Source organism: Mammaliicoccus sp. D-M19, from assembly GCF_022386695.1.
Taxonomy (GTDB): domain Bacteria; phylum Bacillota; class Bacilli; order Staphylococcales; family Staphylococcaceae; genus Mammaliicoccus; species Mammaliicoccus sciuri.
The window spans coordinates 19,841-45,417 of the sequence record NZ_JAJNHW010000008.1; the positions used below are offsets into that span (position 1 = coordinate 19,841).

The 25,577-nt window shown below is 33.7% G+C and carries 18 protein-coding genes, 2 pseudogenes and 1 riboswitch; of the genes and pseudogenes, 13 read left to right on the forward strand and 7 right to left on the reverse strand.

Going from position 1 to position 25,577, the window contains the following annotated elements; translation table 11 throughout:
• Positions 1 to 5: 5 nt before the first annotated feature.
• Entirely contained in the window at positions 6 to 1,583 is a 1,578-nt protein-coding gene (gene fadX / locus LQ675_RS12490) for a fatty acid degradation protein FadX (RefSeq protein WP_048540494.1), read from the reverse strand.
• 582 nt (positions 1,584 to 2,165) lie between these two features.
• Positions 2,166 to 3,650, reverse strand: coding sequence for a malate dehydrogenase (quinone) (gene mqo, locus LQ675_RS12495; protein WP_048540493.1), 1,485 nt, complete (start codon positions 3,648 to 3,650; stop codon positions 2,166 to 2,168).
• Between the two features lie 316 nt (positions 3,651 to 3,966).
• On the opposite strand from mqo, the gene LQ675_RS12500 reads away from it, so the two are divergent.
• On the forward strand, positions 3,967 to 4,269 hold the full coding sequence (locus LQ675_RS12500; RefSeq protein WP_239727809.1) for a hypothetical protein: 303 nt from the start codon (positions 3,967 to 3,969) through the stop codon (positions 4,267 to 4,269).
• A 213-nt stretch (positions 4,270 to 4,482) separates the two neighbouring features.
• On the forward strand, positions 4,483 to 6,288 hold the full coding sequence (locus LQ675_RS12505) for an acyltransferase family protein (protein WP_239727806.1): 1,806 nt from the start codon (positions 4,483 to 4,485) through the stop codon (positions 6,286 to 6,288).
• A gap of 185 nt (positions 6,289 to 6,473) precedes the next feature.
• Here the strand turns inward: LQ675_RS12505 and LQ675_RS12510 are convergent, their stop codons facing one another.
• Both LQ675_RS12510 and LQ675_RS12515 read right to left on the reverse strand, forming a co-directional pair.
• Positions 6,474 to 7,439 carry an LLM class flavin-dependent oxidoreductase gene (locus tag LQ675_RS12510; protein WP_239727803.1) on the reverse strand — a complete coding sequence of 322 codons (966 nt, stop codon included), beginning with the start codon at positions 7,437 to 7,439 and terminating at the stop codon, positions 6,474 to 6,476.
• Between the two features lie 5 nt (positions 7,440 to 7,444).
• Positions 7,445 to 7,741, reverse strand: a complete 297-nt coding sequence (locus tag LQ675_RS12515; protein ID WP_239727801.1) for a DUF3219 family protein — start codon at positions 7,739 to 7,741, stop codon at positions 7,445 to 7,447.
• Positions 7,742 to 7,954: 213 nt separating this feature from the next.
• Here LQ675_RS12515 and LQ675_RS12520 point away from each other — a divergent pair, with 213 nt between their 5' ends.
• From LQ675_RS12520 to LQ675_RS15090, 3 genes and pseudogenes are all read left to right on the forward strand, one after another.
• Complete coding sequence (locus tag LQ675_RS12520; RefSeq protein ID WP_239753260.1) at positions 7,955 to 9,793, forward strand: BglG family transcription antiterminator; 1,839 nt, start codon at positions 7,955 to 7,957, stop codon at positions 9,791 to 9,793.
• Between the two features lie 79 nt (positions 9,794 to 9,872).
• Positions 9,873 to 11,328: pseudogene (locus LQ675_RS12525) on the forward strand (PTS fructose transporter subunit IIC); the annotation flags it as partial.
• Positions 11,329 to 11,399: 71 nt separating this feature from the next.
• A pseudogene (locus LQ675_RS15090) lies at positions 11,400 to 11,834 on the forward strand (PTS sugar transporter subunit IIA); the annotation flags it as partial.
• Between the two features lie 51 nt (positions 11,835 to 11,885).
• Here the strand turns inward: LQ675_RS15090 and LQ675_RS12530 are convergent.
• Positions 11,886 to 13,034: an NAD(P)-binding domain-containing protein gene (locus LQ675_RS12530; protein WP_207593276.1), complete on the reverse strand. Its 1,149-nt coding sequence runs from the start codon at positions 13,032 to 13,034 to the stop codon at positions 11,886 to 11,888.
• A gap of 131 nt (positions 13,035 to 13,165) precedes the next feature.
• Positions 13,166 to 13,266: riboswitch (TPP riboswitch) on the forward strand.
• 109 nt (positions 13,267 to 13,375) lie between these two features.
• On the opposite strand from LQ675_RS12530, the gene LQ675_RS12535 reads away from it, so the two are divergent.
• A complete protein-coding gene (locus tag LQ675_RS12535; protein ID WP_239727793.1) occupies positions 13,376 to 14,128 on the forward strand; it encodes a 3-oxoacyl-ACP reductase in 753 nt (250 codons plus the stop codon).
• A 30-nt stretch (positions 14,129 to 14,158) separates the two neighbouring features.
• Positions 14,159 to 15,466 (forward strand): NtaA/DmoA family FMN-dependent monooxygenase, encoded by a 1,308-nt coding sequence (locus tag LQ675_RS12540; RefSeq protein WP_048540485.1) that lies wholly within the window; start codon positions 14,159 to 14,161, stop codon positions 15,464 to 15,466.
• Here LQ675_RS12540 and LQ675_RS12545 read toward each other — a convergent pair.
• A complete protein-coding gene (locus LQ675_RS12545; protein WP_048540484.1) occupies positions 15,463 to 16,386 on the reverse strand; it encodes an AEC family transporter in 924 nt (307 codons plus the stop codon). The two genes, LQ675_RS12540 and LQ675_RS12545, sit on opposite strands and share 4 nt — an antisense overlap.
• 636 nt (positions 16,387 to 17,022) lie before the next feature.
• Here LQ675_RS12545 and LQ675_RS12550 point away from each other — a divergent pair.
• Entirely contained in the window at positions 17,023 to 18,267 is a 1,245-nt protein-coding gene (locus LQ675_RS12550; protein WP_048540483.1) for a Glu/Leu/Phe/Val family dehydrogenase, read from the forward strand.
• 556 nt (positions 18,268 to 18,823) lie between these two features.
• On the opposite strand, the gene LQ675_RS12555 is transcribed toward LQ675_RS12550, so the two are convergent.
• On the reverse strand, positions 18,824 to 19,735 hold the full coding sequence (locus tag LQ675_RS12555) for an osmoprotectant ABC transporter substrate-binding protein (RefSeq protein WP_345772964.1): 912 nt from the start codon (positions 19,733 to 19,735) through the stop codon (positions 18,824 to 18,826).
• Between the two features lie 201 nt (positions 19,736 to 19,936).
• Between LQ675_RS12555 and fni the strand changes: the two genes are divergently transcribed.
• The 5 genes from fni to LQ675_RS12580 all read left to right on the forward strand — a co-directional run bounded on the left by fni (position 19,937) and on the right by LQ675_RS12580 (position 25,277).
• A complete protein-coding gene (gene fni / locus LQ675_RS12560) occupies positions 19,937 to 20,983 on the forward strand; it encodes a type 2 isopentenyl-diphosphate Delta-isomerase (protein WP_048540481.1) in 1,047 nt (348 codons plus the stop codon).
• 200 nt (positions 20,984 to 21,183) lie between these two features.
• Entirely contained in the window at positions 21,184 to 22,158 is a 975-nt protein-coding gene (locus tag LQ675_RS12565) for an SMP-30/gluconolactonase/LRE family protein (protein WP_048540480.1), read from the forward strand.
• 117 nt (positions 22,159 to 22,275) lie between these two features.
• A complete protein-coding gene (gene mvk / locus LQ675_RS12570) occupies positions 22,276 to 23,199 on the forward strand; it encodes a mevalonate kinase (RefSeq protein ID WP_048540479.1) in 924 nt (307 codons plus the stop codon).
• A 5-nt stretch (positions 23,200 to 23,204) separates the two neighbouring features.
• Positions 23,205 to 24,188 (forward strand): diphosphomevalonate decarboxylase, encoded by a 984-nt coding sequence (gene mvaD / locus LQ675_RS12575; protein ID WP_119493650.1) that lies wholly within the window; start codon positions 23,205 to 23,207, stop codon positions 24,186 to 24,188.
• A 12-nt stretch (positions 24,189 to 24,200) separates the two neighbouring features.
• A complete protein-coding gene (locus tag LQ675_RS12580) occupies positions 24,201 to 25,277 on the forward strand; it encodes a phosphomevalonate kinase (protein ID WP_048540478.1) in 1,077 nt (358 codons plus the stop codon).
• Positions 25,278 to 25,577: the final 300 nt, after the last annotated feature.

Sequence of the window (25,577 nt, forward strand, 5' to 3'; positions counted from 1 at the left end):
CCCCCTTAATAGTTTGAACCATTGTCTTTAATACATTGTTGCAATCCTCCCCAATTTTCTTGATAAATTTGCTGATCCGTTACTTTAAGTTCTTCAGCAATTATCGGTTGAAATGCTATATTGGCTAGAATATCTTTCTCTAAATCTAATCCAGCTGCAATTTCAATCAATTTCACACCTTCATCGGTTAATTGGAATACAGCGCGTTCCGTTACATAATAGATCTCTTGATTTAATGACTTAGCATAAGATGCATTGAAGTCCATATTATGCACTTGTTCAACAAATTTCTTTGCATGACCTTCTTTTTCAATAACTAAACCTTTATCATTCCAAGTAGCCTTACTTCCTACTACCATTGTTCCTGAGAAAATAATTTTTTGGACCGTTTGACTAATATCTATGAATCCCCCACAACCATTCATTCTATCGCCATATTTTGAAACATTGACATTACCAAACTGATCCACTTCAGCAAAGCTTAAATAAGCTACATCTATGCCTCCGCTATAAATAAAGTCCCATGTCATTTCATGTCGCATCTTCGCATCTAAATTGTAATTTAATCCGAAGTTTTGACCACTTCCAATCATCCCACCAAACACTCCTGTATCTATATTCAGTTGAACTAAGTCTTCAGCTTTTTCCTCAACCAATAAATTCGATAATTCATTGTTAATACCAAACCCTATACTCACAACATTATCTACATTTAAAAATTGGGCAGCACGTCGTAAAATCACTTTACGTGTACTCAATTCATTAATTGGTTCAGGCATACTAAGTACTTTATATTCACCCGAAATAGCTGGGTTATAATAATCTTGAATGGTTTGTCTATGATGTTTTGGGTCATCATTTACACATACATAATCCACAAGCTCTCCAGGAATAAAGACTTCAGTTGGTTTGAAGCTACCATGTTGTACAATTTCTTTAACTTGTACAATGACTTTCCCACCATTTTGATGCGCCGCTAGAGCAGCACCATAGCCTTCTCCTAAGTGTGCTTCATGATGCATATAAATGTTCCCCTCGCTATCAGCGTATGTACCACGAAGCAATGCAATATCAACTTTAGGAAATTTATATTGTAAATATTCCTCATTATTAATTTCTAATAAAGAAACGATATCTTCCTTAGTCACATCATTGACTTTTCCGCCATCAAATCTAGGATCCACGGAAGTGTGTAAACCTATTTTAGAAATCATATCTGGAAATTTGGCTAACGAATTCCGATAATGTGTAGCTAACAATCCTTGCGGTACAAAATATGCTTCTACATCATTATTCTTTATCGCTTCTATCGTTTTAGGTGAACCAATAATAATACTCATAATGAGCCTTTTAACCATACCTCTACTCACAAATGAATCTAAATCATAACCATCACCACGATAATCACTAATATCATTCGCAACCATAAAAGTTAAATCATTAAGATTTCCATATTCATCATGAGCTTTAACCAAATGTTTTAAGACACTCACTGGTAAATTACTCACTGATAAAGCTGCCAGTGAAATAACATCTCCACTTTTTACAATGTCTTTCAAATCTTCGAACGAAATAATTTGCATACGATTATCCCCTATCTTTCATAATTACAATCATTCCATAAAAGACCTCCCCAATAAAATGTAAGCCCTTACATTAGTAAATATAACATAGTGTAAATATGAAAGAAAAGTAAAAAGGTATACGACAATATCTTTTTAATTACAAATTAGAAATAATTACAACTAACACTTAGTACCTCCTCACATACCGTAGTTGTAATATTTTTTAAAATAATTATTGCTCGTTCAGAACATACGTATACCCTGAAAATTATCACACACATAAAAAACTTCATTATATCAATAAAATATTACGGTCATTAAATTACTCATGCATCGTATAATCAACAACATTGAAATACCAATCACCAAGCGAAAATATCACTTCTCACTCTAAAATAATTTGAAATTTTATTATTTGATAAATGAAACATTAACACACAAGTAAATAATTAGAAGAAATAGGTGGAGTGAACAATTCTAAAAGTAGGATTTCTTAAAAATTGAACGATTCATTTATACGCGCACGATATCTCTCAGTCTTCGTGCGTTTAAACATAAAAAAGTCATTCCGACTTACCGGAATGACTTCTTTTTTCAAAATTATTTATTTAATTCTAAAGCTTCTGCTGTTTGTTTACGTGTTTTCTTCAATAATGCTGAGTCTTCAATTAAAGATTCTCCATATGAAGGGATGATTTCTTTAATTTTAGATTCCCATTTATCAATATATTGTGGGAAGTTTTTCTCAATTACTTCTAAAGCTACAGATACTGATGTTGATGCTCCTGGTGATTCACCTAATAAAGCAATTACAGTATGGTCTTCTGAATTTACAACTTCTGTACCGAATTGAATAAATCCACGGCCATGTTCTTCTGTATCTTTAATAACTTGTACACGTTTACCAGCGATATGAATATCCCAATCTTCGTCTTTTGCATCTGGTACAAATCGACGCAATTCTTTCATACGATCTTCTTTACGTTGTAATACTTGTTGAATTGAATATTTTACAAGTGATAAGTTTTTAACACCTGAAGATAACATTGTCACAACATTACTTGTATTAATAGATTTAAATAAATCTAAGTTAGATCCATTTTTCAAGAATTTTGGACCGATTGCTGCGAATGGACCAAATAGTAAACTTTCTTTTCCTTGAATATAACGTCTGTCTAAGTGAGGTACAGTCATTGGTGGTGTGCCAGGTGGCTCTTTACCATAAACTTTGGCATTATGCTCACTTACTACTTTAGGGTTGTTACATACTAAGAATGCACCACTAATTGGGAATCCTCCAAGATGTCTACTTTCAGGAATTTTTGTTTTTTGTAGTAATGGAATGGCATGTCCACCTGCACCGATAAAGATATAATCAGCAACATGCGTTTCTACTTTACCAGTTTCTAAGTTACGAACTTTAACTTCCCATTTACTATTAGAAAGTTGTTTAAAGTCTACTACTTCATGACGGAAATGAACTTGTGCATTTTCGTGTTTTTCGATATTTTTAACTAATTTACGCGTTAATTCACCGAAGTTAACATCTGTACCTTCGTCAATTTTACTTGCTGCAAGTGGTTCGTTTGAATTACGACCTTGCATCATCAAAGGCATCCATTCAGCTAATACTTTATGATCTTCTGTATAAGTTAAGCCTTCAAACATAGGTAGAGATTTTAATGCATCATAACGACGTTTTAAGAAATCTACATTTCGAATACCCATTACGAAACTGATGTGTGGTAATGGTCTAATGAATTCTTGTGGATTCTCGATAGCTTTGCTCTTAACTAAGTATGACCAAAATTGCTTAGAAATTTCGAATTGCTCGTTGATTTCTTTCGCTCTTTCAACATCAATTGAACCGTCCTCTTGCTCAACTGTGTAGTTTAATTCGCATAGCGCAGCATGACCTGTACCAGCATTATTTTTTTCATTTGAACTTTCAATAGCTGGTTGTTCTAATCTTTCGAATAACTTAATATTCCAATCTGGTTCAATATTTTTCAAAAAAGAACCAAATGTCGTACTTAAAATACCAGCACCAATAAGAATAACGTCTTTTGGTTGGTTATTATCCATTTTGATCACCTTTCTAAAATTTAAGATGTATTATATTCATGAATTGGGTATACATAAATACAATAGTCTGAAAGAATTGCAACTTTCTTTAAGAGATATCTTAATTCTTTATATACCAATTCTAAATCAATATTGTGTAAAAGTAAATCATAAGGTGTGCAGGTCATATGATGTGTTGTAAAAATACATTAAAAATTTTATTTGAGCTTTCTAGTTGTAATTTCTCTTGTGTAATAATACACTAATGTTAAATAGGTATTTGTTTCTTGCTTTGAATTTTGGATATTCATTATGAGTAATCAAGGAGGTTTTTCAAATGGCTGTTGAAGGTAAAAATCTTATAAAAGTGAACCGACAGAATGAACAAAGATCTTCAGAGATTTCAGTTATGATTGAAGAAGGTGGATTAGGCGCTGATAATTACTATCAAATTATTAAGCCAAACGCGAGCCATAGGGAAACAGAAGAAAACATTTTCCAATTCGAAGATGAAGTTAATCAAAAAAGTGATTCTGATTTAATCGACTTACTTATTGTCAATGCACAGGAACATACTGCAGAAAATTACAAAGAAGCACAAAATATTATTAAAGCTGAGTTATTGAAACGAATGTGTTAAGTGGATTTATATTATGAGGCTGGACCATGATTGATTTGGTCCAGTTTTTTATTTTACCGACTAACAATCTTGTTTCTCTTTCTTAAATGTTACCATTCCCCCCTCTTATTGATTAATCCTCCTAATCATCACCCTTTTTTGTAAATTTTTTGTAAAACATGATAAAATAGACTTCACTAAAGATTTTATAATATATTGAGGAGTTATTGAGTAATGATTGAACGACAAAGAAAAAGTACGAATTCACACTCAATTCGTTATTTATATGGTTTAGATGGCTTACGTGCAATTGCTGTTATAGCTATCATCATTTATCACCTTAATCCTAAGTGGTTATCGGGTGGTTTTTTAGGTGTGGATACTTTTTTTGTTATTTCTGGCTATTTAATTACAAGCATATTAATCTATGAATATCAACAGACTGGCACGATTGACCTCTTACAGTTTTGGAAGAAACGTATTAAAAGGTTACTGCCGGCAGTCTTATTTTTATTAAGTATTGTTTTAATATATACCTTATTATTTGAACCGAGCATTATTAAAAATGTGAAACAAGATGGGTTTGCTGCTTTATTTTATGTATCTAATTGGTGGTATATTTTTCATCATGTTAGTTATTTTGATAGCTTTAAAGTGATGCCACTTAAACATTTATGGAGTTTAGCGATTGAGGAGCAATTTTATGTATTTTGGCCAATTTTATTAATGATGTTACTTCGCATAAAAAAATTAAAAAGACATTTCTTTTTAATTGTGTTTATAACTTCTCTTATTTCATTATTGTTAATGATCTTAATTGCTGAACCGAACGTTGATAATTCGAGAGTATATTTCGGCACTGACACTAGGTTACAAACTTTGCTATTAGGTGTTTTACTGGCATACATATGGCCGCCTTTTAGATTGAAGAAGCAAATTATAACACCGTTAAAAATAGGTATTGAAACAATAGGTTGTATTTCATTAGCGCTATTAATTTACTTCATGTGGACTGTCTCATCCAATAACAGATGGTTATACTTTGGTGGCATTTATCTTATATCTTTAAGTTCTTTACCTATCATTGCGAGCGCCGTTCATCCTAGTACGTTATTATCAAAAATATTAGGTAATCGATTATTGGTATGGATTGGACAAAGATCATATAGTTTATATTTATGGCATTATCCTGTCATAACATTTATCAATAAACATTTTGTTCAAGGGCAAATACCTATATATATTGTATTAGTTGAAATCATCCTAACGTTATTGCTAGCTGAAAGCTCTTATCGATATGTTGAAGTACCTATTCGAGTAAATGGGTTAGCATACTTCAAGCCTGGAAAATCACAATTAAAATCACTCATTGCTAAAAGTAGCATTACTTTAGTATTAGTTGGTCTTACGTTAACAATACTTTCAGGGCATTTTGATTATTTACAACAAACGCAACATCATCATGCTAAGACGACTTTTAAAGTTTCAAATCAAGAAAATAAGAATAGCTTAATATTACCTATTCCTAAAATTAATGTGAATAGTACACAAACTGTAAATAATAATGACAAAAATCAAGAAGAAATACTATTTATAGGAGATTCTGTCATGGTTGATATTGGCGAAGAAATACATAAGACATATCCAGGTGCAATTATTGATGGAAAAATAGGTCGCAATTTAAATGACGCTATTCCACTCGTTCAAGAAAAATACAATAACTTTAAAAAAGACAATCAAAAAGTAGTGCTCGAGCTTGGTACGAATGGTGATTTTTCATACGATGATTTGACAAAGCTCATTAAAATGTTTGGTAATGCGCATGTATATGTCGTTAATACACACGTACCAAGAGATTGGGAACAAAGTGTAAATGAGAAACTTTCGAAAGCAGCAGATTCACATAAGAATGTTCAATTAATCAATTGGTATCAAAAAGCTAAAGGCAATCCTGGATACTTTGCATATGACGGCGTTCATTTAGAATACAAAGGTGTACAAGCACTCGTATCCGAAATAAATAAACATGTAAAATCATGATATTTGAAATTAACAAAAAACAGTCTAGAACCCTATTTTGTTCTAGACTGTTTTTTTCGTTTAGCTCGTATTGTTTCTTCTATAATTGAACCGACTATGAGACCGACTGAGATGATGATTTTTCCTATTAATAAAATCATACGAAATCATCCTTTAATATCATATTTGAGTTCTGAAACAAATATTTATATTTGTGCTAATAATCTATAAGATTGCATTCTATCCTCATGCGTTATTGTATTTGTACTTACCATGATTTCATCACATTGATATTCTGTTTGAATCATTTGAAGTCTTGATTGAACGGTTTCGACATCACCTATGATCATATTGTCTTTCATGTCATAAAGCATTTCTTTTTCACGTTCACTTAATGCATCAAATGTTTGTACTTTTTCTTTTTTATCTTCACCTTGTGCTTTAGTTATTAAACTTTCTATAGCAAGTGCTTCCGCTTCTTCTTTAGTCTCAGCACATATGACAGATACCGTAACAATCACTTTAGGTGTTTCTTGATTTCTTTGTTCAAAATGTTCACGGTAACGATCCACAATTGCACGGCCATCTTGATCACTCATAAAAACACCGTAAACATAAGGCATACCATTTTTAGCTGCAAGTAAAGCACTTTTCTCACTTGTTCCTAATAACCATGGTGTTGGTGGTACATCAGGTTGCGGTAACACGTTTACTTTATGATATTCATGATCTAAAGGGAATTGCCCTTCCAAGAACATTAATAATTCTTCTAACAGTTCTGGTAAAGCCCACACTTGCTTTAAAAACTGCGTCGATAATGCATTAGTAGCTTCAGCTGAGCCACCTGGTGCTCTACCTATACCTAAATCAACTCTATTTGCAAATAAAGTAGCCAATGTATTAAACTGTTCTGCAACTTTATAAGGTCTATAATGTGGTAACAATATGGCACCTGCGCCAATTCTAATATGATTCGTATGTGCACCAATATATGAAAGTAATACTTCTGGCGCTGAACTTGCAAGGTTAGACAAACCGTGATGTTCAGTTAGCCAATACCTTTCATAACCTAAATCCTCTCCTAACTGTGCTAATGCCAACGAATCTTTAAAAGCATCACTGGCTGTTTGACCAGGCACAATCGGTGATTGGTCAAGTATACTCAATTTCATATTGCTCATCCCTTTTGTCCCTCTCGTATTTCTTTAAGTACAAGACGGTACTCCGCAACTTGATTGTCCTTATATAAATTTGTTAAAGATGTTGAATAATTATAAATTTCACCTTTAAATTTCTTATCTTTATCCGGAATTTCTACATCAAAACGCCCTCTATATAATAAAACAGCAATATCGTGATACGCTTCACTCGTTACATTAAATTCAATTGTTACTTTATATAAACCATCTACAGTTTCATCTTCAAAATGTGTTAATGGAATTTGCGTTTTATCTAAATATATATTTTCAACCAATTATGTCACCTTCAAAGTTTATATTTATTATCTAAGTTCAATATAATATGTTGAAAGATATAATACATGCATTCTGTTTATAGCGCATGAATACTTGAATGAGTGTCTAATCATTTATTTGTCACCCATTCTTTAAACGCTTACAATATAATATGAATCTAAATGTGGACTTGAAATGTGGTGGGATTATTGTTAAAAAGACATGTGAAATTAATGAGACTATTACTTTTAAATCGTGATAGTTATTTAAACGGGACTGAAATAGCTGACTATTTGAATGTTTCAAATAGAACTGTAAGAAGCGATATTAAATATATTAATAGTGAAATTAAAGATGTTATTATTAGTATTAAAGGGCGTGGTTATCAACTAAATCACGAGTTGTATCAAGCTGAAGAGATAGAGTCTATTCTGAATCAATATACGGAAAAGAATGGTCAGACGCTCATCAAGATGGCTTATCAATTATTAATGTATAAGCAATCTGTTACCCTTGAGCAATTATCTGATGACTTTGCTTTAACGAAGAATGAACTTATCGATCATTTAAACCAAATTCAAGCTTGGTGTGAATCTTATGATGTTGTGATTAATCTTGTTAAAAGAAAAGGTATTACGGTAAGTGGTAATGAAATGGATATTCGCAACGCCATTCTTCATTTAAACCAACTCTCTACAAACAATGTTAAAGTAGAAGACTTTATTATGAATGAAATACCAAAAGCACATAGAGAATTAATGATGCAAATTATGGAACAACATTTAGAACATTACCATATTCAAACTTCAAAAGTGCATATTAAACAGTTGCTCGTACACCTTATTATCATTTTCAAAAGAATCCACGATACGACAGAGCAATGGGATATTAATCAAGAAGCTTTAGTCATTTCCCGAGCAATAATAGAAGACATCAACCGAAAGCTTAAATACACTTTAAGCGATGAAACAGCAAAGTTATTTTCATTTTTTATTAGCTATTATTTTGATAAATATGACCTCGGCTTTAAACAAATATTTATTCAAAGTTATATTGAACGCTTAATTTATCAAATGAACTCGAAAGTCGGTATAGATTTTATGCAAGATGCTGTACTTCGTGAAAATGTTTATTCGCATTTTAGTAGAACATATTTGCGTATCGTTAAGAATGTTTATATTAACAACCCGCTTACAGAGGATATTAAACAGCAATACCCTTTTGTGTTCAACGCATTATATGAAACGGTTCATTTACTTGAAGAAGATGCACAACTCAATTTAAGTGAAGATGAGATAGCCTTTTTAGCATTGCATTTTCAATCATCAATAGATCGTAATATACAAGATCAATTTAATGTTGTCATTACTTGTTATTATGGACTGGGCATTTCAAGCTTGTTAGAAGCAAAAATTCAAAAGTTAAACCATAAAATTAATATTATCGATACGATTAAACTTGAAGATGTTTCAACATACCCATTCACTAACACAGATATACTTGTTACAACACACGACATTGATATGACACATCTACCTAGTAACGTACAAGTTGTTCAAGTATCGCCGTTATTTTCAGAAGAAGATGCACATAGATTCCAAACCATTTTAAATCAGAAGCAAAACCCTGTTTTAAACAACGACGCATTATTGCCTATCGATTTTCTATCAGTACCGATCGAAACAGACATACATTCTACTGTTGATATATTCCAACATGCAGAACGTTTGCTTAATCAACAACATGCTATATCAAGTGGGTATATTGAAAGTGCATTAGAAAGGGAGAAGTTCTCATCAACTTATATTGGAAACGGCATTGCTATCCCACATGGCGATCCTACTAAAGTCTTTAAGTCACATGTATTAATGTTTAGACTCCGCCAAGATATAGCATGGAAGCAGCATAAAGTTCATTTAGTATTTTTCTTATCTATTGCAGACAAAGATAAACAAGTAATGAAGAAAATCATTCACAGTATTGCTACATTAACAGAACAAGATGTTACGCATTTACTAAAAATAGAAGATGAACCATTCAAACAATATATCATTGAACGTTTTAAAGAATAATTGCCACTACTAACGGCAATTATTCTTTTTTATGTTTTAGTGAATGCGTTTACAATTGAATTAAGAAGGAGCTGACGTTATGAAAATTTTAGCAATTACATCATGTCCAAACGGGATTGCACACACTTATATGGCTCAAGAAAAATTAGAACAAGCCGCAAAAGAGATGGGCATAGATATTAAAGTAGAAACGCAAGGTGGTGTCGGTGCAGAAAATGTTCTGACATCAAAAGAAATTAGAGAAGCGGATGGTATTATTATCGCTGCTGACAGACAAGTCGATTTATCAAGATTTGACGGGAAACGATTAATTAACGAAAGTGTTAGAGAAGGTATTCACAACCCTAAATTATTAATCCAACGCATCATCGATCAAGATGCACATATTCATCATGAAAAAGGTGGCAGCAAACAAACTCATGATGACGAAGAACAAAAAAGTGGTCTACAAATGGTCTACCAACATTTAATGAATGGTGTTTCATTCATGGTGCCATTTATCGTAGTTGGTGGTTTATTAATGGCCATTGCTTTAACTTTAGGTGGAGATACAACACCAGAAGGTCTTAAAATTCCTGATGATTCATTCTGGAAATCTATTGAAAATATTGGTAGTTTAGCATTTAGCTTTATGGTTCCAATCCTAGCTGGTTACATTGCAGTCAGTATTGCTGATAAACCAGGTTTAGTACCAGGTATGATTGGTGGCGCAATTGCTGCTGATGGTAGCTTTTACGGAAGTGAAGCTGGTGCAGGATTCCTAGGTGGTATTGTCGCTGGTTTCTTAGCAGGTTATATTGCTAAATGGATTAAAAACATTAAAATTCCTAAAGCAATGGCACCTATTATGCCAATTATCATTATTCCTATTATTTCTTCAATTATTGTAGGACTTATTTTCATATTTGTTATCGGTGCGCCGATTGCAAGTATTTTTGAAGGCTTAACAACATGGTTAAAAGGTATGCAAGGTACAAATAGCATTATCTTAGCACTTATTATCGGAGCTATGATTGCATTCGATATGGGTGGTCCAGTAAACAAAGTTGCTTTCTTATTCGGATCAGCTTTAATTGCTGAAGGAAACTATGCCGTTATGGGTATGGTTGCAGTAGCTGTATGTACACCACCAATTGGTTTAGGTCTTGCTACTTTTATCAATAAACGTAAATTTAATAAAGGTGAAATTGAAATGGGTAAAGCATCATTTACGATGGGATTATTCGGTATTACTGAAGGTGCTATTCCATTTGCCGCACAAGACCCATTACGTATTATTCCTGCAAATATGATTGGTGCAATGGTCGCAGCAGCCATAGCAGCTATAGGTGGCGTTGGAGATAGAGTTGCACATGGTGGTCCAATTGTAGCCGTACTTGGTGGTATCGATAAAATAATATGGTTCTTTATTGCTGTAATTATCGGAAGTAGTGTTACAATGCTTGTTACACTTTTATTGAAGAAAAAAGAAGCAACAGTTGCATCACCTGAAATGGAATCATCTAATAGTGGTATGACAACATCATTTATGGGATTAGATGAAGATGATAACGATCAAAAAGAAACATCCACTTCAAATGATGAAACTAAAACAGATTCAGAACAAGTCTTTCATGAAAAAGTCATTACGATAGAAGACGCTGAAATGTCACGAGATGACGCAATAGATAAACTGATTCACAATTTAAAATATCACAACTTTATAGACGATGAAGAAACGTTAAAAGAATCTGTATTGAAACGCGAATCAGAATCAACAACAGCAATCGGTATGAATGTAGCCATCCCGCATGCTAAATCAAATGTTGTCAAACAGCCTGTCGTAGCTGTTCTGAAAAACAAACATGGTGTTGAATGGGAAAGTTTAGATGAAACACAACCTAAAATCATCTTCTTAATTGCTGTACCAAATGATAGTAGTGATACACACTTGAAGTTATTACAAAGACTGTCACGTACACTTATGGATGATGAAACAAGAGAAAAATTAATCAACGCTGAAAGCACAGAAGCTATTTATCATATTTTGAAAGAAATTTAATTTAAAAAGCCTGGAACGAATTTGTTCCAGGCTTTTCTATGTCTGATAAATCTAACTGCATTGCTCTATTTCGTGATACTTTTCACCTATCTTACGTGCCGCTTCTCTTCCACCCATAATATTTCTTGCGAAAGGTCCCAGTTCTAAATCTGCTAATCCACCTGATACAAATAAATTCGGCAGCCATTCCAAATGTTTACTGATTTCAGGGTAACCACATTTATTGAGTGGTGCTTCATACTCATGAATTAAGCGATTTAATATCGGTTGTGTTAACAAAGTATTGTCAAACCCTGTTGCCAACAATATATGATCATAATCAATATGTTTCCCATCTACTGTTATGATTTGATGATTGTTAATATAGTCTAGTTCATTGAGATGTATCGTTAGTCTGCCCTTTTTCACATATTTCTTTAATCTAATGAACAACTCCTGAGGCATAGAACCTTTATGACGTTCTTTTAAAACAATATCCATCTTTTCTTCTGGATCTATCACTTTTGAAAAACTTGCCATATTTTTAGGTCCTAACCATCCTGGATCAGCATCAAAATCATGAATTTCTAACGGCTTATTCGTCCATAGATGCACATGTTTTTCATCATCATGATAAATTAATTTTAACGCTAAGTGTGCAGCTGATATCCCACTTCCAACAACGTGAGAACTTTCATTAAATTGAATATTTGCATCTTCAAAAATATGTTGTACATCTGGTGCATGCTCATACATTTCTGGAACCTTTGGCTTATGATTACAACCTGATGCGATGATGACATTCTGTGTATATATCATCTCCCCTGATTCCAATACGACACACCAATCATCTCTATATTTCTTTATATCTACAGCAGTGTCTTTAATATGGCATTCATGTAATCGATAATATTCAACTTGTTCCGCTGTATGGTCCATAAACATATCTCTTTTTGGTCTTTTATACTTACCATAAATTCCACCTGCATAGTCCATTTTCTTTAAATATTGTTTTAAATGAAAAGGATTTGGGTGAACATGGTGTACGATTGGAGACCTTAAATAAGGCATACTAATATTCTGTGTTCGATGGTCAAATTGATGACAGAACACATCGTGCGGGTCAATAATTGTTAAGTCTTTATTTTTTAATCCTTTAACTTTTAATTCTAATGCTATCGTTATAGCGTGGATGCCACCACCTACTATCGTCCACTTCATCTTATCACCTTCATTTTATAAATCGTAATCAATACGTTTTATATCATAACCGATTTTTCCTATCATTTGCAACTGACATTTATACAAACTTGACATCGATTATTAAAAACTATACATTGATAGTAATTAAATAGATGCACTAGGGGTGTTTTTTAACTGAGATGAGGATGAACTCGAACCCTTTGAACCTGAACTAGATCGTACTAGCGTAGGAAAGTGTTTGTGAAATGAATTTATAGGGATGACTATGCCCTTTTTATAAATATCTTTGTTTTTACACAACTTTCTTACGAGAAGGTTGTGTATTTTTTTATTTAAAATTCTATATGGGAGTGTTACATATGACAAAGACAATATTAGTAACAGGTAGTAGTAGAGGATTAGGCGCAACAATCGCACGTACATTAGCATCTGAAGGACATCAAGTCATCATTAATTATCATAATAGTAAAGCGTTAGCAGAACAGTTAGTTGCTGAAATTGGAGCAGAACAAGCGATTGCTATTCAAGCGGATGTGACGAATCGCGCTGAAGTTGATCAGTTAATTGATGAAGGTACGAAACATTTTGAAAAAATTGATGTCGTCGTCAACAATGCCTTAGTTAACTTTAAATTTGACCCAGTAAAACAAAAAGCATTCGTCGACCTTGCATGGGAAGACTATCAACAACAAATTGATGGCACATTAAAAGCAGCATTTAATATTGTGCAAAGTGTTGCACCTCAATTCATTGAAAGAAAACAAGGTGCGGTTATTAGCATCGGTACGAATTTATTCCAAAATCCTGTCGTACCTTATCACGAATATACAACTGCGAAAGCTGGTTTAATTGGCTTCACGCGTAATATCGCTGCTGAATTAGGTCAACATGGCATTACAGCCAATGTTGTTTCTGGTGGCCTACTCAAAACGACCGATGCCAGCTCTGTGACAACACCTGAAGTGTTTGACTTAATTGCTCAATCAACACCTCTTAAAAAAGTCACTTCACCACAAGATGTCGCAAATATGGTGAGCTTTCTTGCTTCTGATAAAGCAAGTGGTATAACTGGACAAAATTATACTGTAGATGGTGGCTTAACAATGAACTAGAATTCCAAAAGAGAGATAAGGAGAATAGAAATGCGTAATTTAAGAAGCGATCAACTCAATATTGGTGTCTTATTATATGGATGTGGCCATCATCAAGCAGCATGGCTTATGGAAGACTCCTCTATTGAACAGATTGGTGATATCTCTTATTATCAATCATTAGCACAACTATCAGAAAGAGGTTTATTAGATGCTGTGTTCTTTGCAGATAATCAATCATTCCCTGCAAAATCAGATAGTGAATTACCAGCATTCTGGTTGGATCCAATTGTGAACTTGACTGCTATATCACAAGTTACAAAACATATTGGTTTAGTTTCAACAATATCAAGTTCATTTTCAAACCCTTATACTGCGGCTAGACAAATTTTAACCCTCGATCATGCAACGAATGGTCGTGTCGGTTGGAACTTAGTAACATCCATGACAGATATAGAAGCTCAAAACCATAGTATGAAAGCTTTACCTCAACATGATGATAGATATCATAAAGCTCAAGAATTTGCTGAGTTGATGGACAAATTATTTACATCTTGGCATAAAGAAGACTTCGTTCATGACCGTCATAACAATAAAGTGATTAACCATGAGCATGTGCATGCTTTCCACCATTCTGGCGATTATTTCCAAGTAAATGGACCGTTATCGACACCGAGTAGCCCACAAGGCAAACCGGTCGCTATGCAAGCTGGTGCATCCAAACAAGGTATTGCATTAGCCGTCAAACATGCTGATGCTGTTTATTCAGTATCATGGAATTTGAAACAAGCGAAAGCTTATAGAAATAAATTAAATAAGGCCATTAGCGAAAGCGATACACCCGAGAAATATATTAAAGTCTTTCCAGGATTGGTTACTTATGTTGGGGAAACACGTGAAGAAGCACTGCTAAAAAAAGAAAAATTAGATAAAGCTTTACCAATTGAAAATGCCATCAAACAATTAAGTACATTTGTTAGGCAAGATTGTTCGAAATGGTCATTGGATGAACCTGTCCCAGAATTGCCACCTGTAGATGCATTCGATGGTCCAGTAGGCAGATATGAAACGATTTTAGAAATTATAGAAGATACCAAACCTACAGTGAGAGAATTATTAGGTTATCTCAATGCAGGTGGTGGGCATCTCACATTAATAGGTACATCTGAAGAAATAGTAGATGAAATGGAACTTTGGTTTAAGTCTGGTGTTGCTGATGGTTTTAATCTAATGCCACCTACTTTACCACATAGTCTCGAAGATTTTGTAACATATATTGTTCCAGAATTACAACGACGCGGACTCTATAGAGAAGCATATTCAAGTCAGACATTTAAAGAACTTTTAAATGTAAATTAAAAAATTAAATAAGATAAATAAATGACAATAACAACAGAAATAGAACTAAACAACGTAGACATGAAGACTAATTCTGCAGCTAAAGCTGGATAATTATCATATTCTTGTGCAATAACTGAGCTGTTCACGGATGTCGGCATCGCTGAAGCAATAAATAATGTTTGAGCGATAATGCCGTCTAAACCCATGCATTTTATAATGACAAATGCGATAGCTGGTCCAACTACTAATCTTATAAAGATATAAATATAAGAAGATGACCATTTAAAATTAAGTTTAATATTAGCAATTTGTGCACCGAGAAGAATTAAAGCAATCGCAATCATAGCATCAGACAAATAACTGACAGTCGTCCACATGAATTCAGGAATTGGAATATGATTATAGTTTAAAATAATAGCAAGAATGAGTGCATAAATAATGGGCATCTTAAAGTAATTGAGTAATGCTTTAAGTTTACCTAATTGAACGGATTGAATTGCGAAGACACCATATGTAAACGTGAAGACATTTTGTAGCGTTAATACAATAACTTGTGCAGACATTGCAAGTGGATCACTTTTAAATACAATATCATTTAACGGCGCACCGTAGTTACCAGAGTTAAAGAAGAGTACACTGTTTGTTAAAGTTGTCTCTTTACCCTTATCTAAATTTTGCATTTTGGCGATAGCAAATGCGACGATATATAATGCAATTATGTATATAACGAAGAATACGATGATTAATAATAATAAATTTACTGCTAACTCAGCTTTGTAAAACTTCGCAAAAATAAATCCAGGCACAAACACATTGATATTTAATTTTGCGAGCGTACGTAAATCAAGTTTCACACGCTTTTGAAGAACATAACCTAACGCTGTCATTAGAAAAATCGGTACAACAACCGTTAGTAAAATATTGAGCATTTCAGACAAAAAGACACCCCCACGATGTATAAGATAAGTTTTTGATAGTAATATCATAACATTCTTAGATAATTGTTGGGGGCGTCTTTTTAGTATTGCGAATAATCGTGTGCTATATGTGAGAAAATGATACAAACTTTGAATCGGATTAGGGGCTGAGATGTGGGATAGAGCTGGGTTTTTATGGAATTTGTGAGTTTACTAGGGTATTAACTCACGTCTTTTGAGATCTTGTGAGTTTACTGCCTCTTTAACTCACATCTCACCCAATATTCTCATTCCACTCATCACTCAATTTATAAAATATACATTATGGCTTCATGAACCTCTTTTTCTACACCACATCATTTACATAAAAAAGAAGAATCTGGGACAAAAATTCATTTGCCCCAGATTCATTCACACTAGTAAATATAATGGTTTCATTATATTTGTATATGCTCGTAATTGAATTATATCATGCCTTCCAATTACTACCAACTACTTCTACTCATTACATTAAAATGCAACAAAATTTATCATTATACATAATAGAATTTTTAGTAAATTCAGTTTATTTTATTGAAAACCATTTTCATTTGTATTATGATTTTATTTAATATGTTTTTTTTAGACATTATTTTAACCAACAAAGGAGCGTCATTCATGAGTGAAAATAGCAATCTTGTAACTTCTACACAAAATATAATTGAACAAGCTTTATATAAATTAGGGTACGATGAAGGTCTTTTTGAATTGATTAAAGAACCTGCTAGATTTTTAAGAGTTCGTATTCCAGTTAAAATGGATGATGGATCTGTAAAAACTTTTACAGGATATCGATCTCAACATAATAGTTCAGTAGGACCTACTAAAGGTGGCGTCCGCTTCCACCCTGATGTAGATGAAAATGAAGTAAAAGCATTATCTATGTGGATGACTTTAAAATGTGGTCTCGTTAACTTACCTTATGGTGGTGGTAAAGGGGCAATTCAATGTGACCCTCATAGCATGAGTCAAAATGAACTAGAAAGATTGTCACGTGGATATGTTAGAGCAATTGCTCAAATCGTCGGACCAACTAAGGATATTCCTGCACCAGATGTATATACAGATGCTCAAATCATGTCTTGGATGATGGATGAATATAGTATTATGCATAAAGTTAACGCGCCAAATTTCATTACAGGTAAACCCATTTCTTTAGGTGGTTCACTTGGTCGAGAACAAGCAACAGCATTAGGTGCTGTGATTACGATCGAAGAAGCGGCTAAACGTAAGCATATAAATATCGAAGGTTCAAAAGTTGTTATACAAGGATTTGGTAATGCAGGTAGCTTTATCGCTAAAATCCTACATGATAAAGGTGCAAAAATTGTATGTATCTCAGAAAGTCGTGGTGCTATATATAATCCAGAAGGTTTAGATATTGATCATTTATTAGAGCTTCGTAAAGAACACGGCAGAATCACACCTTTATTTGATAACATTATTCCGAACGAAGATATATTTGGAATTGATTGTGACATTTTAGTACCAGCAGCTTTAGCAAACCAAATCACCGCACAAAATGCAGGAGACATAAAAGCGAGTATAGTAGCAGAAGCGGCTAACGGTCCTACAACACAAGAAGCAACACGTATTCTGACAGAAAATGATGTACTTTTAATTCCAGATGTACTTGCCAGTGCCGGTGGTGTAACTGTTTCATACTTTGAATGGGTACAGAACAATCAAGGACTTTATTGGTCAGAAGAAGAAGTAATTCAGTTATTAAGAACTAAAATTGTAGAAGCTTTTGACAAAGTATATGACATTTCACAAAAAAGAAAATTAGACATGAGATTATCAGCTTACGTTGTAGGTGTTAGACGTACAGCAGAAGCAACACGTTTCAGAGGATGGGCTTAATAAATAGAATATTAAAGAAAATGATCTAAGTCGTGGCTTTACTTAATACTTAAGCCATGACTTGGGCTATCTCTTTGCTTTACTCGGTACTTAAGACAAGACTTGGACGTTCTCTTGGCTTTATTCATCACTTAAGCCACGACTTCGTCTATCTCTTGGCTTTACTCGATACTTAAGCCACGACTTGCCCTATCTCTTGGCTTTATTCAGTACTTAAGCCATGACTTGCCCTATCTCTTGGCTTTATTCAGTACTTAAGCCATGACTTGGGCTATCTCTTGGCTTTACTCGACACTTAAGCCATGACTTGGACGTTCTCTTGGCTTTACTCGATACTTAAGCCACGACTTGCCCTATCTCTTGGCTTTACTCGGTACTTAAGACAAGACTTGGACGTTCTCTTAGCTTTATTCATCACTTAAGCCACGACTTCGTCTATCTCTTGGCTTAACGTCCCTATTAAGCCTTGAATCTCCTATTCCCCTTATATTTCATCCTCAATAGGTATCAAAAAAGCAGGAACCGCACTTGTGGTTCCTGCTTTTTACTATATTAACTATTCAAAGTAGCGATGTTCTTTAAGAAATTTTTCTGCGATTATAGCTGGCTCTTCTTTTTGACCGTCTGCTCTATAATTCAATTCTTGCATTTTTTTAGTAGATACTTTCCCAACCAATTTTTCTATAGATTTTTTAGCTGTTGGATTATTTTTTAAATAATCATTTGTTGCTAATGGGCTGGCGTCATATGGTGGGAAAAAGTGACGATCATCTTCTAGTGTCACTAAATTATAAGCAGCTATTCTACCGTCTGTTGTATATCCAAGTGCTGCATCGATGCTCTTGTTCTTCAATGCATCATATACGAGTCCGATTTGCATTGTTCTAATATCCTTAAATTCAAATCCGTATGCTTTTGAAAAAGCTGGATAGCCGTCCCCTTTTCTCTTAATCCATGTAGGATCACTTGCTACTCTTAATTCATCTTTATGCTTGGCTAAATCCGAAACTTTTTTTAAATTGTACTTTTTAGCTGTTTCTTTAGTGACTGTAAATGCAAAGGTATTTTCAAATCCATATGAGTCAAAAAATGTTTGATCAAATTTCTTTTGGAAACCTGTTTTGACAGCTTTCTCAGCTTTTTTAGTATTTGTAATGGGTTCAGAGTTTAAAGCACCTACTAAATCAGTACCTGTATATCTTGTAGCAGATATTTGCGCATTATCATTTAATATCGCGTTATGTTCAATTACCGCAGAACCAAGATTATTTACAATTATCGGTTTTACTTGCCCTTTTGTATCATGCTCGATTTGCAAGCGAATCATATGCGCCATGATTTGAGACTCGCTTGTAGCAAGCGCCGTAATTTTCACTGTATCAGACGATGCGCCACCTAAGCCTGGTAAAGTACAACCGCTTAATAATAATGTACAAATTAAAATTAAAGTAAGTTTTTTAAATTTAATAACGATTCTCCTCCATTTTATGTATATTTGTATAGTATTAATATTATCATAAATTGTTTGATCAAATTTTTAGGTATTTGGAAAAAGATTTAGAAGCGGATTGTATAACAATGTTTAGTTTATATTCAATTATACAACTGCTATAATGTGTATTAAGATAAAATATATCATTAAACATATAGACGCACGGAGGATAAATGAATGGACGACTCATTAAGAAGCAAAAGGAAGAATGAACATATTCAGCTGGCATTAGATACGTATTCACCAGTTAGTACTGATTTTGATAAAGTACAGCTTATACATCAATCCATTCCTTCTATTAATAAAAATCAAATTGATTTATCAGTAAAATTTCCGCATTTCACTTTTAAATACCCTATTTATATCAATGCGATGACGGGTGGAAGTGAAAGAGCAGCAACTATTAACAAAGAGTTAGCTCAAATCGCTAAAGCTTGTAACATACCTATGGCAGTAGGTTCTACACATTCAGCTCTAAAAGACCCTAACGCTGAATCAAGTTTCACAGTAGTACGTGACGAAAATCCTGAAGGTCTAATATTTAGTAATGTTGGAGCAGATATTGAATATGCAAAAGCTAAGAAATCAATAGAACTTTTAAATGCTGATGCCTTACAAATTCACGTCAATGCACCTCAAGAACTTATAATGCCTGAAGGTGATACTGAATTTGAAAATTGGTTAACGAACATTCAAGAAATTCAAGATAATATTGATATACCAGTGATCATCAAAGAAGTTGGTTTCGGTATGAGTGCTGAAACGATTCAAAAAGTTAAAGATATTGGCATTCAATATGTAGATGTCAGTGGTAGAGGCGGTACGAATTTTGCGGACATTGAAAATCAAAGAAGACCATTAAAAGATATGGCATTCTTAAATCAATGGGGACAAAGTACTGTTCAAAGCTTATTAGAAGCACAATTATTAAATGCAGATATTCACATATTAGCTAGTGGTGGCGTTAAAAACCCACTCGATGCCATTAAGTCTCTTGTACTAGGCGCAGAAGCTGTTGGCTTATCTGGATATGTTCTCAAATATTTAGATGCTTATGGCGTAGAAGATACAATTGAACATATGAAACAATTTATAGAACAAATGCATGTCATTGCTAATTTATTGAATGCATCAAACGTATCTGATTTAAAATCAGTCAGCTATGTATTGTCTCCAGAATTACAGACATATGTAGAACAACGCGTGAAATCAATTAAAGCTTAATCATAAAAAACAGCTTTTCTTCTTGTCGAAAAGCTGTTTTTTATATGACTATAATATCTCAAACATCATTCATATTTTTCGCAATTTAATATTCATTTTCATTGTAAGTTAAAAGTGATAATATTAAACATATATATTAAACATATCTTTAAAGTACATGTGTACTTTTCTATATTGTACAACTTAAAGGAGAGATTATCATGTCTGATCAACATATACCATCTTTATATTATACGGAAGCTTCAAAAAGTGCTGTACCGCTACTTGCGCATGAACAGCACTTGCAAACTGTAACAGCTGAACCTTGGCTCAAAATTTCTGATGAAGGTCTTCAATTAGAAGGTTTATGCTTTGATAGAAATCATAATCTTTTCTTATGTGAAGTATTTGGCGGAACTATTTTCCGCATAGATTTACCTGAGAAAAAAGTTAATACAGTATTTAAATCTGAGAAAACTAACCCGGCTTCTGTTAAAATACATAAAGACGGACGATTATATATGTCTTATTTAGGTGACTTCAAAAGTTCTGGTGGTATTTTTGCTACTGATCCAGACGGCAAAAATCCACAAAGTATCGTTTCTGATATCGATACAGAATATTGCGTTGATGATTTAGTATTCGATAGTAAAGGTGGATTCTACTTTACTGATTTTAGAGGATATTCTACAAATCCACTTGGTGGCGTATATTATGTCTCACCTGATCATCAAACGATTACACCTATTATTCAAAATATCGCAGTAGCAAATGGTATTGCATTAAGTACTGATGAACGTGTACTATGGGTGACTGAAACAAATGCGAATAGATTACATCGTATTTCATTGGAAGAAGATGGTGTAACAATCGAACCTTTTGGTGCATCTATTCCATATCATTTTACAGGTCATGAAGGTCCAGATTCTTGTTGTATTGATAGTGACGATAATCTGTATGTTGCTATGTATGGTCAAGGTAGAGTACTTGTCTTTAACAAAAGTGGTTACCCTATCGGTCAAATATTAATGCCAGGTCGTGACCAAGGGCATATGTTAAGATCGACACATCCTGCATTTATACCAGGTACAAATCAATTAATTATTTGCGCCAATGATATAGAACGTGGTGGCGATTCTTGGTTATTTATAGCAAAAGGCTTCGCAAAAGGTCATAATAGCTATCAATTTCATTAAAAATTGTAATTATTGCACATTAATTAGTTAAAGTTTTTGAATATATGGTGACAGAGCTTTATAATAATAAAGTGTTTAACAAAAATAAAATAAGAAATACTAAAGGTGATTGAAAATATGGCACAAATAGGATACGGGGAAGCAAATGGGAAAGTTATTTTAATAGGAGAACATGCTGTTACTTTTGGGCAACCAGCAATAGCGATTCCATTTACAACAGGTAAAGTGAACGTAACTATCCAATCACTTAACGCTGGTGATACTTCATATATTAATAGTGATGTATTTGAAGGAACATTACAAACAGCTCCTGAACATATTAAATCTGTTATTTCAAGATTTATCGATAAACATCATATCAAAGAGCCTATAAATGTTAAATTCGAAACAAATCTCCCCCCTTCAAGAGGATTAGGTTCCAGTGCTGCTATGGCTATCGCCTTTGTAAGAGCAAGTTATGATTATATAGGAGAGCCTCTTTCTGACGAATTATTAATAGAAGAAGCGAATTGGGCAGAACAAATCGCTCATGGCAAACCGAGTGGCATCGATACACAAACGATTGTCTCTAATAAACCAGTATGGTTCCACCAAGGAAAAGTAACTACTTTAAAACCATTATCCATAAACGGCTATATGGTCGTGATAGATACAGGTGTTCAAGGTTCTACTAAACAAGCAGTCGAAGATGTCCACCAATTATGTGATCATAACGAACAATATATGCAGTACATAGAGCATATCGGTACGCTCGTATATGATGCTAATGAAGCAATCGAACATCATGATTTCACACAATTAGCACACGTATTTGAACGTGCACAAGAAAATTTACGCAAGTTAACAGTTAGTCATGACAATATTGAAGCATTACTTGAAATAAGTAAATTACAAGGTGCAACTGCTGGCAAGCTTACAGGCGGCGGCCGAGGTGGCAGCATGATTGTACTCGCTCAAAATCTCGACATTGCTGAAAAAATTGCAACAAGTGCTGAAAAATTCGGTGCTCATCATACTTGGATTGAAAATTTAGGAGGTTAACGAGATTGAATATGAGTGGTAAAGCCCGTGCGCACACAAATATTGCTTTAATTAAATATTGGGGAAAAGCCGATGAATCACTTATCATCCCCATGAATAATAGCTTATCCGTTACGCTTGATAAATTTTATACAGAAACAAAAGTAACATTTAGTCCTGAATACACGAAAGATATACTCGTTCTAAATGGTGAAGAAGTAAACGAAGAACAATCGAAGAAAATTTATCAGTTTATGAACCTTGTAAGAAAACGTAGTCATACTTCACACTATGCTCATATTGAAAGTGTCAATTATGTTCCTACAGCAGCAGGTCTTGCTTCATCAGCAAGTGCATTTGCAGCCCTTGCAGGAGCTTGTAACGAAGCACTTAACTTAAATATGTCTGATAAAGATTTATCAAGACTAGCTAGAAGAGGTTCAGGCTCAGCTTCTAGAAGTATTTTTGGTGGATTTGCTGAATGGGATAAAGGTCACGACGACGAAACCTCATATGCACACGCAATCGATGCACAAGGTTGGGAAGAAGATTTATCAATGGTATTTGTTGTCATCAATAACCAATCTAAAAAAGTATCTAGTCGTTCAGGCATGTCCCATACAAGAGACACATCTCGTTTCTACCAATATTGGTTAGATCATGTTGATGAAGATATTGCATCAGTTAAAGAAGCGATACGTAACAAAGACTTCAAACATTTAGGTGAAGTTATCGAAGAAAATGGCTTACGCATGCACGCTACTAATTTAGGTGCAGAGCCACCTTTCACATACTTAGTACCAGAAAGTTATGAAGTTATGGATATTGTACATCAATGTAGAAAAGCTGGATATCCATGCTATTTCACAATGGATGCAGGTCCAAATGTTAAAATATTAGTCGAAAAGAAAAACCAGCAATTTATAATAGACGCTTTACTTAAATCTTTTAATAAAGAACAAGTTATTGCGAGTGATATTACAAACACAGGAATTGAAATTATTGAGTAAGGAAGAGATATAATGATTCAAGTCAAAGCGCCAGGAAAGCTGTATATTGCTGGAGAATATGCAGTAACAGAGCCTGGATATAAATCTGTCTTAATTGCAGTTGATCGATTTGTGACGGCAACAATTGAAGATACGAATTCATCATCAGGATTTATCCATTCTAAGACTTTACATCATGAGCCGATTACATTTACAAGAGAACAAGACAAAATCATCATTTCTGATAATGATGCTGCAGATCAGCTTAAATATATTACACAAGCTATAGAAGTCTTTGAACAATTTGCTAAAAGTTCCAATGTCACATTAAGACATTATAACTTAACGATTGACAGTAACCTCGATGATGCATCCGGTCATAAATATGGTTTAGGCTCTAGTGCTGCAGTATTAGTATCTGTTATCAAAGCTCTAAACGAATTCTATAACTTACAATTATCAAATTTATTTATTTATAAATTAGCTGTTATCGCTAATATGAAATTACAAAGTTTAAGTTCTTGCGGTGATATCGCAGTAAGTGTTTATACAGGTTGGTTAGTCTATAGTACTTTTGATCACGTTTGGGTCAAACAACAAATAGAAGAAACATCTGTAATGGACGTACTATATAAAAACTGGCCAGGCTTACACATAGAACCACTTCAAGCACCAGAGCATATGGAAGTATTAATCGGTTGGACAGGCTCACCCGCTTCTTCACATCATTTAGTTAGTGAAGTAAAACGTTTAAAAGCAGACCCAACAATATATACACAATTTTTAGATCAATCACAGAAATATGTTGAACAACTAATTAAAGCATTTAAGACAAATAATATACAAGGTGTTCAAGATACAATTAGAAAGAATCGTACCGTTATACAATATTTAGATTCATTCGCTACAATAGATATCGAAACACCACACCTTAAAAAATTATGCGATATCGGAGAATCATACGGTGGCGCAAGTAAAACATCAGGAGCTGGCGGTGGTGACTGCGGTATCACAATTGTAGAAAACGATAGAAATAAACAAAAAATATACAATGAATGGTTGAGCAATGGCATTAAGCCACTTAACTTTAGTATTTATCATGGACAATAATATAAGTAAAGCTAGGACTTTGAACAAGTCCTAGCTTTTTTGTGGAAAAATATATGGTGAATGTTGCTAGTTAGAGCTATCTTGCAATATTCGGTCGCTCTATGTTGCTAGTCATGGCTGTCTTGCAATATTCAGCGCCTCTATGTTGCTAGTCATGGCCGTCTTGCAATTTTCGACGGTTCTATTTATCTTGTTTAGTCAGTCTTGATAAATACAGCGTCCTTATTTATCTTGTTTAGTCAGTCTTGATAAATACAACGTCCCTATTTATCTTGTTTCGCCTGTCTTGATAAATTCGAG

Coding starts and splice junctions, on each gene's coding strand:
- LQ675_RS12510 (WP_239727803.1), bottom strand. CDS start 7,439: ATGAAATTGAGTATACTTGACCAATCACCGATTGTGCCTGGTCAAACA.
- LQ675_RS12500 (WP_239727809.1), top strand. CDS start 3,967: ATGGCTGTTGAAGGTAAAAATCTTATAAAAGTGAACCGACAGAATGAA.
- mqo (WP_048540493.1), bottom strand. CDS start 3,650: ATGGATAATAACCAACCAAAAGACGTTATTCTTATTGGTGCTGGTATT.
- LQ675_RS12565 (WP_048540480.1), top strand. CDS start 21,184: ATGTCTGATCAACATATACCATCTTTATATTATACGGAAGCTTCAAAA.
- fadX (WP_048540494.1), bottom strand. CDS start 1,583: ATGCAAATTATTTCGTTCGAAGATTTGAAAGACATTGTAAAAAGTGGA.
- LQ675_RS12550 (WP_048540483.1), top strand. CDS start 17,023: ATGAGTGAAAATAGCAATCTTGTAACTTCTACACAAAATATAATTGAA.
- LQ675_RS12580 (WP_048540478.1), top strand. CDS start 24,201: ATGATTCAAGTCAAAGCGCCAGGAAAGCTGTATATTGCTGGAGAATAT.
- mvk (WP_048540479.1), top strand. CDS start 22,276: ATGGCACAAATAGGATACGGGGAAGCAAATGGGAAAGTTATTTTAATA.
- LQ675_RS12540 (WP_048540485.1), top strand. CDS start 14,159: ATGCGTAATTTAAGAAGCGATCAACTCAATATTGGTGTCTTATTATAT.
- LQ675_RS12530 (WP_207593276.1), bottom strand. CDS start 13,034: ATGAAGTGGACGATAGTAGGTGGTGGCATCCACGCTATAACGATAGCA.
- LQ675_RS12520 (WP_239753260.1), top strand. CDS start 7,955: ATGAGACTATTACTTTTAAATCGTGATAGTTATTTAAACGGGACTGAA.
- LQ675_RS12535 (WP_239727793.1), top strand. CDS start 13,376: ATGACAAAGACAATATTAGTAACAGGTAGTAGTAGAGGATTAGGCGCA.
- fni (WP_048540481.1), top strand. CDS start 19,937: ATGGACGACTCATTAAGAAGCAAAAGGAAGAATGAACATATTCAGCTG.
- LQ675_RS12505 (WP_239727806.1), top strand. CDS start 4,483: ATGATTGAACGACAAAGAAAAAGTACGAATTCACACTCAATTCGTTAT.